The organism is Mycolicibacterium elephantis DSM 44368 (genome assembly GCF_004014805.1).
Lineage (GTDB): Bacteria > Actinomycetota > Actinomycetes > Mycobacteriales > Mycobacteriaceae > Mycobacterium > Mycobacterium elephantis.
The window spans coordinates 59,366-73,559 of record NZ_ATDN01000001.1; the positions used below are offsets into that span (position 1 = coordinate 59,366).

Consider the following 14,194-nt stretch of genomic DNA (forward strand, 5'->3'; position numbering starts at 1 on the left):
CCCCGACAGGCTACCCGAATTAAGGGCGAGGGCGATGATTCGTCCACCGGGGCGGGTGATGCGGTCAAGTTTTGGCGAGAACCATTGGTGTATCGGTGAATTCGAGTGTCGCGATGGTGATCGCCACGTCGGCGACACCGTAGGGTAACGGTAGCCGTCGCCCATCGGCGCAGGCGAGGAGTTGATTCATCCGATGCAATATGCAGTGGTTGACTTGACATAATGTCGCTTATCGGCATTTTATGATTTGGAGGTCGCCAGGTCGCCGGGTTGGTGTAGCGTTCTAACCTTCGCTTGCTTGCGGGCGGAGTCGCTCAGGAGAAGGTTCCATGCCCAACCATCATCCGTCGCGTTCCTGGCGCGGGTGCGCCTTGTGCAAGCCGCACAAGCGTCGCGGCCACGGGCGTTCAACCAAGGATCCCGTGGCGGTCAAGCGCCGGCTCGGCTTCAGCCGACGGTACTCACGTCGCACTATCGAGCGCGACTGACCCCCACCGATTCCCCACCGCCCCTTGGCATTACGTCACTGTGACGAATTGGCTCTTACACGGCGGGAGCGGTCTGCGCTACTCGCATGCGGACCACTCGGCACCCTGAGTGCCGAATGACAGCCACCAGTCCGCTACAACGGTCGGCGCTCGGTTGGCTGAACATGCGAAGCAGTCTCGGTGAACCGTGGGCGAGTCTTTGGCGCGTGGAAGTGCCTGCCACTACCCGACCGCTTCAAGCCCGGGGGCTGCTCATTTCATCACGTGACGAAATCCGGCCTTCGGGCTGCCGAACTCCGCCGAGAAGCCGGCGTGTTCGTCGGGCGGGATCACCGCCGAAATCCGACGTCGCGTCGCTACGATAAGGCGACTCCGCGTGGGCAACACCACGACCTGTGTCTCAAGTCGAAGGAGCACATCGGTGGCAGATTCGACTCTCCGCAGCACAACGCGCGTCGCCGGGTTCGAGGATCCCGAGCTGGATTTTCAGCTGCTCCGCCAACTCGGGGCGGCCGCCTACGGTGGGGCGTCCGTCGGCGAGTGCCTGGCTGCGGCTGCCCGGATCCGCAAGGCCGGCTCGCACAGCTGGACCGATGTCTTCGCCGAACTCGGCGACCGACAACACAGCGATGCCCAGCGACTGGCCGGGCTCGGGCACCGCTTCAGTGCGCGTGATCGCTATCTGCATGCGGCCAACAGCTACCGCGCAGCGGAGTACTTCTCGCCGTTCGGAACGGACAGGCACGTCGAGTTGGGCCTCGCCAGCCGTCGCGCGTTCCTCGCCGCCATGGCCGAAAACCGCACTGACATCGAGGAGTTGTGGCTTCCGTGGCGAGGGCAGCGGCTACCCGGCTACCGCTTCACCCCCGAGAACGCGTCCGGACGCGGGCCCACGCTGATCGCCACGAGCGGATTCGACGGAACACTCGAGGAGACATACTTTCAGGTCGGCGCGGCGGCACTCGAGCGTGGCTTTCGGGTGCTGCAGATCTGCGGACCGGGCCAGATGGATACGGCCCGCACCGAACCGACGACATCCTTTGTTCCGGATACAGAAAGCTGGGTGTCGCCGTGGATCGACGTCGCGCTGGAGCAACCAGGCGTGGACCCCGACCGGCTGGGATTACTCGGCATCAGTTTCGGTGGATACTTCGTGCTGCGGGCCGCCGCCCACGAGCCACGCATTCGCGCTGTGGTGGCGAACTCCCCCATCATCGACCTGCGGGCCTATCTGGTGTCGTTTGTGGCGGGCATGGGCGGAGACCCCGAGGAAGTACTGACACCCGAGCAGGACTTCAGCATCGATGACATCGATCAGATCTCGGACGCGGATATGCCGCCTCCGGTCAAAGAGATGTCCCGATCGTTGATCCGGCGGTTCGGACAAACGATGTTCCTCAACGCTTTTCACTATCTGCGGGAGTTCAACCTCGACCCGGCTTCGATCCGCTGCCCTGCCCTCGCGCTGGTCGGTTCCGGCGAGGGCGGCGAGCCGATGCGCCAGTACGAGGTGTTCGCCGCGCGGTCTGGCGGCCCTGTGACACAGCGGGTGTTCACCCCCGACGAAGGCGCCGACACTCATTGCCAGCTCGGCAACCTGGTCTTGTCCAACGCCGTGACGCTGGACTGGCTGGAGGATGTCCTCGGACGGTAGCTACGGACAACGTGCGCATACTCGCTGACAATTGCAGCGCCGCAACATCATAACGGCAGCGAGCTATGTCGTTGCTCGATCAAGCGGCGCGCTTGGCACCAGCATCCGCTCGAGGAACCTGACCTGATCCTCGACGACGCGCTCGTGCCACTCCGCCCCTGGATACACGTCGAAGTGGTCACACGGATAGTGATGGACCGTCGCTCGCATCCGCGTCGCTGCCGTGGTGGCCGCGGCCGGTGGCGCGGTACGGTCCAGGTCGGCGATCTGTACCAGCGCTGGACAGCGGACACGTTTGGCGCTCGCGATCGGCCGATGGTTGCCCATCACCAACACCATCCGCGCGGCAAACTCGTTGCGCCAGGTGGGCCCGGCGATGCGCAGCATCTCGTCGACAGCTCCCTCCGCACCCAAGCCGGCGACTTCACCGGGCGCACCCACGATCGGGATGAGCACGGGCGGACGGCGCCGCAGCTGCGCCGCGACATCCCGTATGCCCCAAGCCATCACACGCAGCATGTGCCACGGGCCGAACGTGCGCAGCATCTCGGAAACCACGGACAGCCCGTCGGCCGCGGGCGTGAGCGAGATGACCCCGGCCAACTGCGGGTCGTCCGCGGCCACCCGAATGACGTGCCCGCCGGCCAGCGACACGCCCCATGCGACGATCCGGGCCGGGTCCACCCCGTCGAGACGACGGGCATGGTCGATCACCGCGCGATAGTCGGCGACCTGGCCCCCCAGGGAAACCAATTGTCTTGGCTGTCCGGAGGACTCACCGAAATTTCGGTAGTCGAACGTCACGACCTCAGCGCCCGCACCGGCCAGCGCCTCGGCGAAAGCGAACAGCCCGCTGTCCTGGGTGGCGCCGAAGCCATGCGCCATGACGACGCACGGCCGGCCCGCCGGACCGGTCAGCGCATCCGACACCGCGCCGAACCGTCGCGCGACGATGGTGTCGCCGTCGACTTGAACCTGGATCCGCGTGGATGTCATTGCGTAGCCCCTCCGAACAGCGTTGTGTGCCAGATATGGACGATCGCCGCGAGAAGCGGGGCGGCGGCCTCCGGACCGTCATCAGACCGGATGTGCCGGTCGAGCACCCGCTCGTTCATCGAGATCAGCGCGTGGGCAATGGCTTTGGGCTCAGGAATGTCGATCGTGGGCTGAGTCGCGATGAAATCGCAGACGAAGTCCTCGTAGCGCTGCAGCCACTGCTCCCAAATCGCCCGCGCCTCGGGGTCGGAGTCGCGGGCATCGAGCATCGCGCGGAACAGGGTGCGGTGCGCGTGCCACGACTCGAACGTCCGCGTCATGGCCTCCGTCACCGAGGCACGCGGATCGCCACCGCCGGCCAGGAAACCGCCGATGGTGAAGACGTCGTCCTGGAATATCCGGGTGAGCAATTCGGTGACGATTTCGTGCTTGCCGGCGAAGTAGAAGTAAAACGCCGGCCGTTTCAGGCCCGCCGCTTTAGCCACCTCGGCGACGCTGATATCGGCGAGCGAGTGGGTCTGTAGCTGTTCCTCGAACGCCTCGAGAAGCCGCTGCCGCCGCTCGTCGCCGCGCGGTTGCGGTCGGCGCGCGCTGCGCCGTGAGCTGGCCGCCTGCTCAGGCGGCACCGGCCGCCTCACGCGCCCGGCCGGCCAGCTGTACCGGCCCGAACTTCTCGACCCGGCGCCGCCCGGCCGGCAGCTCCCGCGTGCGCATGTTGCGCTCGTAGTGCCAGTAATCGACCTGCTGGGTGTGGCGCGGCTTGTCGACGAAGTGCCCGACGTACCGGCGCTCGTCGGCGGCGATGACGCGCCACATCTCGGTCTCGGACGGCGGCCGGTAGGTGCCTGCGAGATACGCGGCGGCCAACCGGGCCTGGCATTCGACGAACGGGAACAACGTGGGTACCGCCTGTGCGAATCCGATGAAGAGCAGATCGTCGATGCCGGGTTTGAAGATCCGCTTGTACAGCGGGAGCCGGTTGTCGGGCGCCTCGAGGAAGCTGCGGTCGAAGAACGGGAACGTGATGTTGTAGCCCGTCGCGTAGATGATGACATCGGCTTCCACGGTCGAGCCGTCTTCGAACCGCACCGAACGGCCGTCCAGCCGTTCGATGTTCGGCTTCGCGATCGCGTCCCCCGAGCCCAGCCGCATGAGCAGCTCGGCCGACTGTGTGGGGTGCGCCTCGAGGAACCGGTGGTTGGGCTTGGGCAGGCCGTACTTCTGCGGATCGCCGAACATCAGGCGCGCGAACGGCTGCATCGCCCGGCGCTGCCACGACAGCGGGATCACGGGCAGCGAGTGCGCGATCTTGTCCGCCGTCACCCCGAAGATGTACTTCGGTACGACCCACGCACCGGACCGGGTCGACAGGTAAACGGTGTTGCGCCAGGACTTCTGGGAGAGCTCGGAGACGATATCGGCCGCCGAGTTGCCGATGCCGACGACGACGATGCGTTTGCCGCGCAAGTCCAGCGGTTCGGTGGGGTCGATGTAGGCGTGGGCGTGAATGCTCTCGCCGGTGAACTCACCCGGAAAGTCGGGCAGGCGCGGATCCCAGTGATGCCCGTTGGCGACGACCAGGGCGTCGTAGCGTCGCGTCAGCCCATCCGCCGTGTCGAGTTCCCAGCCGCCGTGCGGAAGACGCCGTGCGTGCTTGACGGCGTTCTCGAAGTGGATCCGCTTCAGAAGTCCGAAGGCATCGGCGTAATCGTCGAGGTACTCCTTGATCTCGGAGTGATGCGGGTAGTCGGGAAGGTCGGCGCGCATCGGGTAATCCCGAAACGACAGGCAATCGCGCGAGGTGTCGATGTGCAGCGACCGGTAGGCGCTGGAGTGACCGTTCGGATTCCGAAAGGCCCAGTTGCCCCCGATCCGGTCCGACGACTCGAAGCAGTCGTACTCGATGCCGGCGTCGGCGAGGTTCTTGCCCGTGGTCAGGCCGCTGATGCCGGCCCCGACGATCGCCACCGTGGGTGATGAAGCCATGTTCCCTACCCGTTCTATGAGCTGCGTCACCGACAAGCTACCAAAATTCTGACAGCTGTCAAAGAATGGCGGTTCTCGCGCCCTACGGGACCTGGCGCACTGTTACCGGGTAGATCTCGGCACCCACAAGGATGAGCGCTCGGCACCTAGATAGCCAGCCAGTCGTTGCCAGCGAGGTTCAGCACTGCCACGTCGAGACTCGGCGTGATATCGGACTGCAGTACCACGCCGTGCTTTTCGAGCACCGAACGCAGGGTTTCCGCGGCGTCGATGTTCAGCGGGCTGGAGACCCACATGGCATAAGGAAGGTTGACGAACCGGCTCTCGCGGACCGCCTTGAGGTTCCTGCTGGCCAGGGTGCTGCGCAGCACCTCGATCTTCTCCTCGACGGACTGGCCCGGGTAGTCGACGAACACGATGAGGTCCGGGTCGGCGGTGGCGATCCGCTCCCAGCTCACGGTCGTCCAGGTGTCGTGAATGTCCTCGGTGGCGTTGCGGGCCCCGGCCGCGTCGATGATCCCCTGCGGCCCGCCGAACGCGCCCGACGAGAAGATGGTGTCGGTCCCACTGTCGAACACGAAGACCGTCGGCGTGTCCTCGGGTTGCGGTGCGGCACGCAACCTTTCCAGCCTCGCGGCGATGTCGTCAGCGGCCCGCGCGCCCTGTTCGGCGTTCCCCGTGATGGCGCCGATGTTGCGCAGATCGGTGTCGAGTGCGACCCACGGGTCCATGGTTCCGCGGACCGACTGCCCCTCCACCTGCCGGCACGCCTCGGACAACTGGTACACCGCGATCCCGTGCCCCGCGAGGATCTCCGGAGTGATTCCTCGTTCCTCCCCCATCCCGTAGTTGTAGCCCGCGAAGAGCACCTGCGGCCTAGCCCCGACGATGTTCTCCAGTGACGGCTGCGCAGGCGCCACCTCGTTGAGATCGTCGACCTGCGAACCGAATTCGAGGCGTAGCACGTCGACGTCGCGGGCCATGGAGCTGACGACGCCCATCTGTTCGCGCGCCCCGGCGGCCAGCGCGATGGCGATCATCCCGCCGTCGTTGACGAACAGGCGCTCGAGCGGTTGCTCGAAGCTGACTTCCTCACCGCAGTTGGTGACCGTCACCGTGTCGGTGGCCTCCGAGGTTACGTCCTGCGAGCCGCAACCGGTGACCAAGGCCAGCACAACGCCGAAGATCGCCGGTGTAGCGCATTTCCGTGCCACTGTCATTTTCCTCATCGTTGGTGAAACGCCGGGTACGCGTGAGTGAGCAGAAGGTGGGAGCTACGGCGTCCGGCCCAGCCCGACCGCCTCGGCAACCGTCAGCTCACCAGATGGCCGCTCTTCCTGGCCGACGACGGCGATCGTGCATGCCCTGCGCCGGGCCGGTATCCGGTGCAGATCCTCGCCGTCGATCCGTACCGACCCGTCCGCCGGGGCATCGAGACCCGAAAGCGTCCGCAGCAGCGTCGTTTTGCCCGCGCCGTTCGGGCCGACCACAGCCAGCCGGGTCGCGGCGGGAACCATCACGTCCACACCGGACACGATGGTCCTGGTCCCCCGCCGACACGCGACCCCGTGCGCGCTGAGCACGGATGCGCTCGTATCTGAACGCGAGATACCGGTGGACTCAACGAGAACGGCAGGTCTTCGGACTCGGGATGTTCCGGACTCGACGCCTTCCCGGAAGCCTTCATGACCTCCAGTGACCTGTGTCGAGTCCAACTCCCATACCGCTGCGCGCCAGTCCCGGATTCTCACCGGGTTCCCTGGCATCCGCTAATGGCACGGATGCGACCGTCCTCAGCGGCTGAGCCTATCAAGCCCTGTTATGCGCAAAAACTGTTCTTAGCCGGACCGTGTCAGCTAACCTCTGACAATCGACTACACCGCGGTGAGCTGGCAGGTGAACCGCGATCGGCTCTTGGGGGAAACATGATCAGGCTCTTCGCGGTCGCCGCGGCCACCGCTGCGCTGACCTTCATCGCGGTTCCGACCGCTGCCGCGCAAACCGATCCGAAGATCCCCAATGGGGAGGCCAATTGGTGTCCGGGCGGGCAGAAATCGGGACAGGGCGGGCAACGGTATTGCCTCGGAGAGCCGTTCCCCGATGGCTCGTTCTACTCGCAGACGTGGAGCTTGGGCACGGGCGGCCCCTTCGGACCGGGCTCCTGGAACCGCATGGCGTCCTGCAGCGTGTTGATCAACGGGCAGCCCCAGGGCGGTCGGCCCTACGGCGGTGCGCCCGAATGCGGGGGCGGTCCGCGCGTCATCTACTTCTAGCGCCGCCCGTTCACCGACGCGCGTAGCGCAGGTAGACGACGCCGGTGTCGAAGGTGCGCGTCTCTTGGAGCTCGAGTTCGATTCGTCGCTCCAGCGCGGTGAAGTACGGTGTGCCGCCGCCGAGGACGGCCGGGGCGAGGAAGATGCGGTACTCGTCGATCAAGTCGTGCCGCATCAACGTCGCCGCCAGGTCGGCTCCCCCGACCGCCAGCGGCTCCCCCGGCTCCTGTTTGAGCCTCGCGACTTCCGTCACCGGATCCTCGGTCGAGAGCCTCGTGTTGCCCTCGACCTCCGTCAGCGTGGTCGAATACACGATCTTGGGCAGCTTCTGCCAGATGCGCGCGAACTCGAGTGAATATCGCGGAGCGTCAGGCTCGCGTTCCTCGAAGCCCTCCCAGTAGGTCATCACCTCATAGAGCCGACGCCCGAGCAGATGCCCGCCGAGCGCCGCCACCTGGTCGTTATGAAAGCGGTGCAGCTGTTCGTCCGGTACCGCCCAGTCGTCGTGCTCGCCGCGCGGCCCCGAGATGTAACCGTCGAGCGAGAGTGTCATCGAGTAGATCAGTTTGCGCATGTGCGGGTTCTCTCCTTTGTGGGTGTCCACACGTATGACCTTCCATCCGACCCGAGCTCATCGGACGTCTTCGATAGATTGCCCCTCGGGAGGCACGATGAACATCGACACGGACGTCGCGGTGATCGGCGCGGGACTGGCCGGATTGACGGCCGCACGCGAACTGCGCCGCGCCGGCGTCGACGTCGTCGTATTGGAGGCCCGCGACCGCGTCGGCGGGCGCACGTTGAATCACCGTCTCGGTGACCGATTCGGCGATGCGGTTGTCGAGGTCGGCGGGCAGTGGATCGGACCGAACCACACGCGCATCCGCGCCCTGATCGACCAGCTGGGCATCGCCACCTTCGACACCTACGACGACGGCGCGAAGCTGTGGGAGCACGACGGCCGGGTCCGCCGTTATCGCGGTGAGGTTCCGAAGGCGGGTCTGGTGCGACTGGCCGACGTGCAGATCGCGTTGACGCGGCTGGAGCGGATGGCACGCCGGGTCGATCCCGCGGCGCCGTGGTCGGCCAAACGGGCACTGGACTGGGACCGCCAGACCGTCGCGTCCTGGGTGCAACGTCACGTGCGGACCTCGCTGGGCCGCTCGTTCATCGGCCTGGCGTGTGAAGCCGTGTGGGCCGCCGACGCCGCTGACTTGTCGTTGCTGCATCTGCTGACCTACACCAGCTCCAACCATGGCCTGGCACAGTTGATTTCGACGCGAGGTGGCGCGCAGCAGACCCGCATCGTGGGCGGGGCGCAACAAATCTCGTCAGCGATGGCCGCCGAGTTGGGCGATGCGGTGCACCTCGGTGTCGCGGTGCGCTCGATACGGTGCCGCGACGGCGTCGAAATCCGTGCTGACACTGCGACGGTGCGCGCCAGACGGGCGATCGTGGCCATGAGCCCCGCGCTGGCGGGTCGGCTCAGGTACGACGAGCCGCTGCCGGCCGACCGCGACCAGCTCACCCAGCGCATGCCCAACGGTTCGGTGATCAAATGCATGGCGGTCTACGACGAACCGTTCTGGCGCGCCGACGGGTTGTCCGGTCAAGGGGTGTCGCTGAGCGGGCCGGTGAAGGTGTTCTTCGACAACTCCCCACCGTCCGGCACGCCCGGCGTCCTGCTCGGCTTCCTCGAAGGCAACCAGGCGCGCGCGTACGCGCGCCTCGATCCGGCGGCCCGCCGCGGCGCCGTCGTCGACTGCTTCACCCGGATGTTCGGGTCGCGGGCCGCGCAGCCTCTCGACTACGTCGAAAAGATCTGGGCCGCAGACGAATGGACGCGCGGCTGCTACGGCGCGTTCATGCCGCCGAACACGTGGACGACACACGGCCACGCCCTGCGCGAGCCCGTGGGGCCGATCCACTGGGCCGGAGCGGAGACGGCAATCGAGTCAATGGGCTACATGGACGGCGCTGTGGCCTCGGGTGAACGCGCAGCGGCGGCAGTGCGTGCCGCGCTGTGACGTCCGGATCATCCGGGTTCCTGCGGGACCATGCGTGCCCACCCCTCGGTGAGCCGCACCCGTGAGGGCGGCAACTCCCCTACCCCCAACACGGGTGGAATCGGCACCTCCGGGAACTCCACGTCGTCGTCGTGGACGAACGCCGCGCGCAGCCCCTCGATGAACGGTGCCGGCATCACGGGCACGATCTTCTCGTCGCGCTCGAACCCCAGGATCGGCCCCACCCGGAAGGTCGGCCGCAATCGGGCGAGGGCGGGTTCGATGAAGTCCTTGGGCATCACGATGTTCTTGCGTGGGAGCATCCCGCAGGTGGCGTATATGCCGCCCCGGGCGTCAGCCAGCACGACGAGGTCGAGCGGTTGGTTCGCGGGAAGGTCGAACTCCGAGACCTGGCCGGCGACGAACGGGTGGGTGATCGGCCGAGTTTTCTGGACCCCCGCGCTCGTCACCATCTGGTTGAGCACCGCCTCCTCGGCGGCCTGCAGGCTCGGCGGCGCGAACCGTGCGTCGGCCGGTGTTGCCCCCTCCACGAAGCAACCCAGCACGCCGTCCTCCGGGCGGGTCACATCACCGATGCGTAAGCGCAGCACCGGCAGCGACGATGCATCGGTGATCGTCGATGGTCCCTCTCGTAGCTGTGTGACCGTCGCATCGGACGCTTCGAACACCGCCCTCGCGCGAAGGACAACGACGGGCTCGCCGAGCAGCCGCACGCGACCGTCGGCATGCTTGGGTCCGGGCTCGAGCGTCGACCGGACCGTGTCGAACACGCGAAGCATTGCGGTGAAACCGGTTTCGTGCCAGCCGGGTGCACCCGCCGACACCGCGAGGGTCTGCGCAACCAGCGCCTCGACCAGCCGGCGCAGGGTCTCGTTGGTGATTGCCGCGGTCGACGGCTCTCCGCTGGGCACCGTGACCCACGGCAACGGCGTGAAGCTGACGGTTAGGGTCGCGGCCGCGACCGGAGCCAGGTCGCCGTCGATCGGGTCAGTCGCGGTGATCTGGCCGACCGGTCCACCGTCGGCGTCGTAGACCTCGAGTGCTTGATCCACGAAATCCGGCAGCAGGAAACCGCAGATCGGTGAGACGAACGGAGTGGCCTCGACGTCGGGGGCAGCGGCCGACTGTAGTCGCAGATGGAGCCGCCCCCAGCTGGTGAGCCGGGCAGGAACCGCCGTGGCCCACTCGGGCAGCGGATCCAGCGTCGTGCTGGCGCTCGACCAATCGGCAGAGGCCCCGAAGGTGTCGTAAACGCGGATGCGATTCATGTGCAGGTATCCGCCCTGTTCCCGCTGTCCTTCGGCGGCGAGTGCGTCGTCGAGTCCGGTCAACGAAGCCGACACCACATCGAGCGCGTCGAATGTGCCGGCGTTCACCCCTTGGGGCGCGGGCGTTTTCGGAATCGGATTGCCGTCGGGCCCGTTCACAGTTTCGGTGACAAGTGTCTCGCGCAGCACGTTGGCGACCGTGACGGTCGCGACATGACGCTCCCGCACTACCTGTTCGCGGTCCGGCGCGACGACCGGGTCACGGTCCACCGTCTCGACATGCTCCGGCGGCAGTGTCCACGCGTCGTTGAATCGCTTGCGCCGGTGGGTGGCTTCGGTGTCGAGGAAGAGCGGGCCGTACCAGTCGCGCCACGCCTGGAGCCCGACCCCACTCGGTGGCGTCCCGATCGGTTCGATCGCGCCGATCGCCTCGGCCTGCTCGTCGTCGAGGAGACCGCCGCGGTTGAGCCAGATCGAGCGTGCGGCCGCAGTCAGTTGAGCCGCAGTGGGTTTCCGACCGCGGTCGCCGCTGCGGTGCGCGGTACGCGCCATGATCGGCGCGTTTGCCGCGTCGGCGAGCGCGTGCTCGGCGACCAGACCGGACACCAAATCGGGCACACCCGGGGCGCTGAATGCGCCGCTGTCGGCGAGCAGTTCGTTGCCGAGCACGGTGTGGTTGCCGACGCGCAGACCCACCATCAGCTCACCGGCGAATCGCGTGTCGAGGTGCCCGTCGAGCCGGAAGCGCCCGTCGGCACCGTGCCGGAACTGGCGCTTGGCGCCGTACAGCACGAGGTGCGGCGCCCACGGCCGGTACCACCGTGGGCCGGGGACCTCGAAGAGGTGGTCGGCGTCCGGGAGGTGAATCCGGGCGCCGGCGATCGCGCGATACAGCTCAGCGAGCACGCGATGGCCGGGGTTCTGCGCGATGTCGATGGGGGCGTTCGGATCGCCGAGGTCCAGCCACCAGCCCGCCTGCGCGGGACCCGATCCGTCGGCCGACGGTCCCAGCGCGCTCGGCGCGGCGTTTCGGCGATGGTCCTGCACACGCACCAGCCGGGGGTCGATCGGATGCGTTGCGGTCTGCTGGGCGGCAGCGAACGCTTCGCGGAGATCGCCTATCCAGTCGACGATTTCACTGTCGCTCGGCCCGGACGGCTGCGCCGCAGGGGGTTCGCTGAGCACGGCATCCGCGATCGGGTTCTGCAGCTGATCCGCGGTGGCCGCTGAGATCGCGGCGGACCTCGCCAGCAGGCCGGGCCAGTTTCCCGTTATGGGCGCTGTCGCTGAGCCGCCGAGATCGGCGAGGGCGACGCCGAGGTTCTGCAGGTTCAGCTTCGGGTAGATGTCCAGCCGTGCAAACCATGTCGAGCGACCGGGAACACCCTGGAAGGTGCGGGCATGCTGGGCGCCGGGCAGATCGATGACGCCGCCGGTCGTGCCCGACTGCTGCCCGAGCTTGCCGAGCATCATGTCGAGGTAGTCGACTTCGGTGTCGGCCCCCGTGCGCGCAGCGACTTCTGCCATGGCCCGCTGCAGGTTTGGATACAGGACGACCCCGTCGGTCTTGAGTGACGAGAAGCCGATCAAGCTCGCCTGCCGAACCGGCACGTCGATGATCGAGCCGTGCAGCACGGTGTGAGCCCGGTGTGACTCGGGCATGATGGCGTCGACGACCACGTGTTGTGCTGTGTCACCGCCTGATTGGAAGGCGTTCTTGAGCATCTCCGTGGCTGCGATGCCGGTGCGTAGCAGCTCACCGGTGAGATTGGCGCTGTTGAGCAGCATCGTCGTCTCGGCGGCCGGGGGCGCCGGCATATCCTTGACGCTCAACTGCGGGGTCCACGCCGGCTCCGCACCGGTCTTCCCGGTGGCGACCGGCGCCGCGATCTCGGTGAAGCTCTTCAGTTCGGCGCGGTGCCCGAGTTTGTCGAGCCGACGCAGCAGCCCGCGGTAGAACGGGTCGAACGACGTCGACGAGTACCAGCCGACCACGGCGTAGCTCACAGTCCCCGTGGGTGACGGTCCGAGATCGGCGAGATCGTCGTGGAATCCGAGGCGCCTGCGACAGCTCGGATAGTACGCCGTGGTGAGTTGATCGAACGGTTCGTCGAGGGCCCACTCGCCCCACCCGGACGAGATCCGGGTGAGCACTCCGGGCGCGGTGTGGATGCGCTCGGTTGCGCGGTCCGTCGGCGGCTGCCACTCGGCCAAGGGCGTCACCGTCTCGGCGACCGAGTCGACGATCCACTCCCGGTGCGTGCGCGGCGCATCATCCCGGACGGGGTTGAAGCGCACGACAAGCCACAGGTCGGGAACACCACGGAACCTGGGCGGGCGCGACTCATGCGCGTCTGCTTTGACCAGCGCGTCCGGAAGCGCCCAGTGCAGGTGGATTCCCGGTTCGAGTTCACCGGTCGCGGTGAACGGCAGGTCGCCGAGCATCGGAACGGTCGTCGTGGCGCGGACCACGCGGGCGGCGACGTCGATCGGGATCGCCTTCGTCGGCTTGGACATCGCGGCTTCTCCTCAATCCGTTTCGCTTTGGAAGAGCGCGTGCTCGGCGAATTCCAGCGCGACAAATCGGCCGTTACGCAACCGCAGCCCCTCCGGAGGAGCCGGTTTCGATCCGGCCCGCTCGGCGGTCGGCTGCGTGAACACCTGGATGTAGGGCCGCTGCTCGAGGTGCAGCGCGACGGCACGCGGATCGCCGACAGCAGACCCGGGAACGATGTCGTCGCTCAGCTTGCGGATATCGACCGTTCTGCGTTCCTGATCGTGAAAGCTGATGACGAGCGATGACGGACCGGTCGCCGCGCTCCCGTCGGGATTTCGGCGGTCGACGGTGTATTCCTGCCCGGCGGGACGGTTGTCGTCGAACTCAACGCCGTACCGGACGCCGTCGAACGGCTCACGAAGATGCACCGATGCCGGCTCGCCGTCGAACAGGGCGATGAACACATCACGCGAGACAGGTTCGGCGCGTAGGACATCGACGACGTTCTGGTCGGAATCCTCTTCGGCATCGACAACGCTGTATGCCCGGACGATCATCTTCGGCCAGCGGCGCACAAGCTCGGAGCGGATGAGCATGCCGGTCATCTGCCCCTCGGCCGGGTTCACCTGCTCGCGGATTGCTTGCAGCACCGTGAGCGAGCGGTGAAAGTCCACCGTGCCGAGGTTGGTGTTGGATACCACCCCATCGATGACGCGGTCGACCCACGTCTGGTTGACGTGAAAGAACCTGATCGATTCGGGGGGCAGCAGCAGGGCGTCGGGCACCAGGTAGCTCAGCGGGATGCGCCGGAGCAGGCGGATGTCGGTGAGAAACTCAAGGAGCCCCTCCGACAACTTGATTCCCTGGATGAACCAGTCGGGAGTGCTTGACGGCGAGGCGAATTCGAGGCCGTCAGTGGTCGCGGTGACCGTGTACTCGCCGACCGTTGTCACGACGGCGTCGACGCCGGTCTGCGGCGACAGATGCTGGGTCTGGGCCATGTCG

Annotated in this window: 10 protein-coding genes, 1 pseudogene and 1 riboswitch; of the genes and pseudogenes, 3 read left to right on the forward strand and 8 right to left on the reverse strand. The window is 66.8% G+C overall.

From position 1 onward, the window contains the following. The first annotated feature begins 909 nt into the window (after nucleotides 1–909). Nucleotides 910–2,142 carry an alpha/beta hydrolase family protein gene (locus MELE44368_RS00255; protein WP_164889990.1) on the forward strand — a complete coding sequence of 411 codons (1,233 nt, stop codon included), beginning with the start codon at nucleotides 910–912 and terminating at the stop codon, nucleotides 2,140–2,142. 63 nt (nucleotides 2,143–2,205) lie between these two features. Here the strand turns inward: MELE44368_RS00255 and MELE44368_RS00260 are convergent, their stop codons facing one another. The 5 genes and pseudogenes from MELE44368_RS00260 to MELE44368_RS00280 all read right to left on the reverse strand — a co-directional run. Continuing rightward, complete coding sequence (locus MELE44368_RS00260) at nucleotides 2,206–3,138, reverse strand: alpha/beta hydrolase (protein WP_128106636.1); 933 nt, start codon at nucleotides 3,136–3,138, stop codon at nucleotides 2,206–2,208. Beyond that, on the reverse strand, nucleotides 3,135–3,776 hold the full coding sequence (locus tag MELE44368_RS00265) for a TetR/AcrR family transcriptional regulator (protein ID WP_241566421.1): 642 nt from the start codon (nucleotides 3,774–3,776) through the stop codon (nucleotides 3,135–3,137). The genes MELE44368_RS00260 and MELE44368_RS00265 overlap by 4 nt, the downstream gene beginning before the upstream one ends. Then, entirely contained in the window at nucleotides 3,754–5,124 is a 1,371-nt protein-coding gene (locus MELE44368_RS00270) for a flavin-containing monooxygenase (protein ID WP_128106637.1), read from the reverse strand. Before MELE44368_RS00270 ends, MELE44368_RS00265 begins: the two co-directional genes overlap by 23 nt. Before the next feature lie 146 nt (nucleotides 5,125–5,270). After that, entirely contained in the window at nucleotides 5,271–6,344 is a 1,074-nt protein-coding gene (locus MELE44368_RS00275) for an ABC transporter substrate-binding protein (RefSeq protein WP_128106638.1), read from the reverse strand. 57 nt (nucleotides 6,345–6,401) lie between these two features. Continuing rightward, a pseudogene (locus tag MELE44368_RS00280) lies at nucleotides 6,402–6,650 on the reverse strand (ATP-binding cassette domain-containing protein); the annotation flags it as partial. 88 nt (nucleotides 6,651–6,738) lie between these two features. Further along, a riboswitch (cobalamin riboswitch) is annotated at nucleotides 6,739–6,931 on the reverse strand. Nucleotides 6,932–7,049: 118 nt separating this feature from the next. Between MELE44368_RS00280 and MELE44368_RS00285 the strand changes: the two are divergent. After that, entirely contained in the window at nucleotides 7,050–7,397 is a 348-nt protein-coding gene (locus MELE44368_RS00285) for a hypothetical protein (RefSeq protein ID WP_128106639.1), read from the forward strand. Nucleotides 7,398–7,407: 10 nt separating this feature from the next. Here MELE44368_RS00285 and MELE44368_RS00290 read toward each other — a convergent pair whose 3' ends face one another. Then, nucleotides 7,408–7,971, reverse strand: a complete 564-nt coding sequence (locus tag MELE44368_RS00290) for a dihydrofolate reductase family protein (protein WP_128106640.1) — start codon at nucleotides 7,969–7,971, stop codon at nucleotides 7,408–7,410. Between the two features lie 97 nt (nucleotides 7,972–8,068). On the opposite strand from MELE44368_RS00290, the gene MELE44368_RS00295 reads away from it, so the two are divergent. Further along, nucleotides 8,069–9,424 carry a flavin monoamine oxidase family protein gene (locus tag MELE44368_RS00295; RefSeq protein ID WP_164889991.1) on the forward strand — a complete coding sequence of 452 codons (1,356 nt, stop codon included), beginning with the start codon at nucleotides 8,069–8,071 and terminating at the stop codon, nucleotides 9,422–9,424. An 8-nt stretch (nucleotides 9,425–9,432) separates the two neighbouring features. Here the strand turns inward: MELE44368_RS00295 and MELE44368_RS00300 are convergent, their stop codons facing one another. Together MELE44368_RS00300 and MELE44368_RS00305 are read right to left on the reverse strand one after the other, a co-directional pair. Beyond that, nucleotides 9,433–13,209 carry a hypothetical protein gene (locus tag MELE44368_RS00300; protein ID WP_128106642.1) on the reverse strand — a complete coding sequence of 1,259 codons (3,777 nt, stop codon included), beginning with the start codon at nucleotides 13,207–13,209 and terminating at the stop codon, nucleotides 9,433–9,435. Nucleotides 13,210–13,221: 12 nt separating this feature from the next. Next, nucleotides 13,222–14,190 carry a hypothetical protein gene (locus MELE44368_RS00305; protein ID WP_128106643.1) on the reverse strand — a complete coding sequence of 323 codons (969 nt, stop codon included), beginning with the start codon at nucleotides 14,188–14,190 and terminating at the stop codon, nucleotides 13,222–13,224. Nucleotides 14,191–14,194 lie beyond the last annotated feature (4 nt).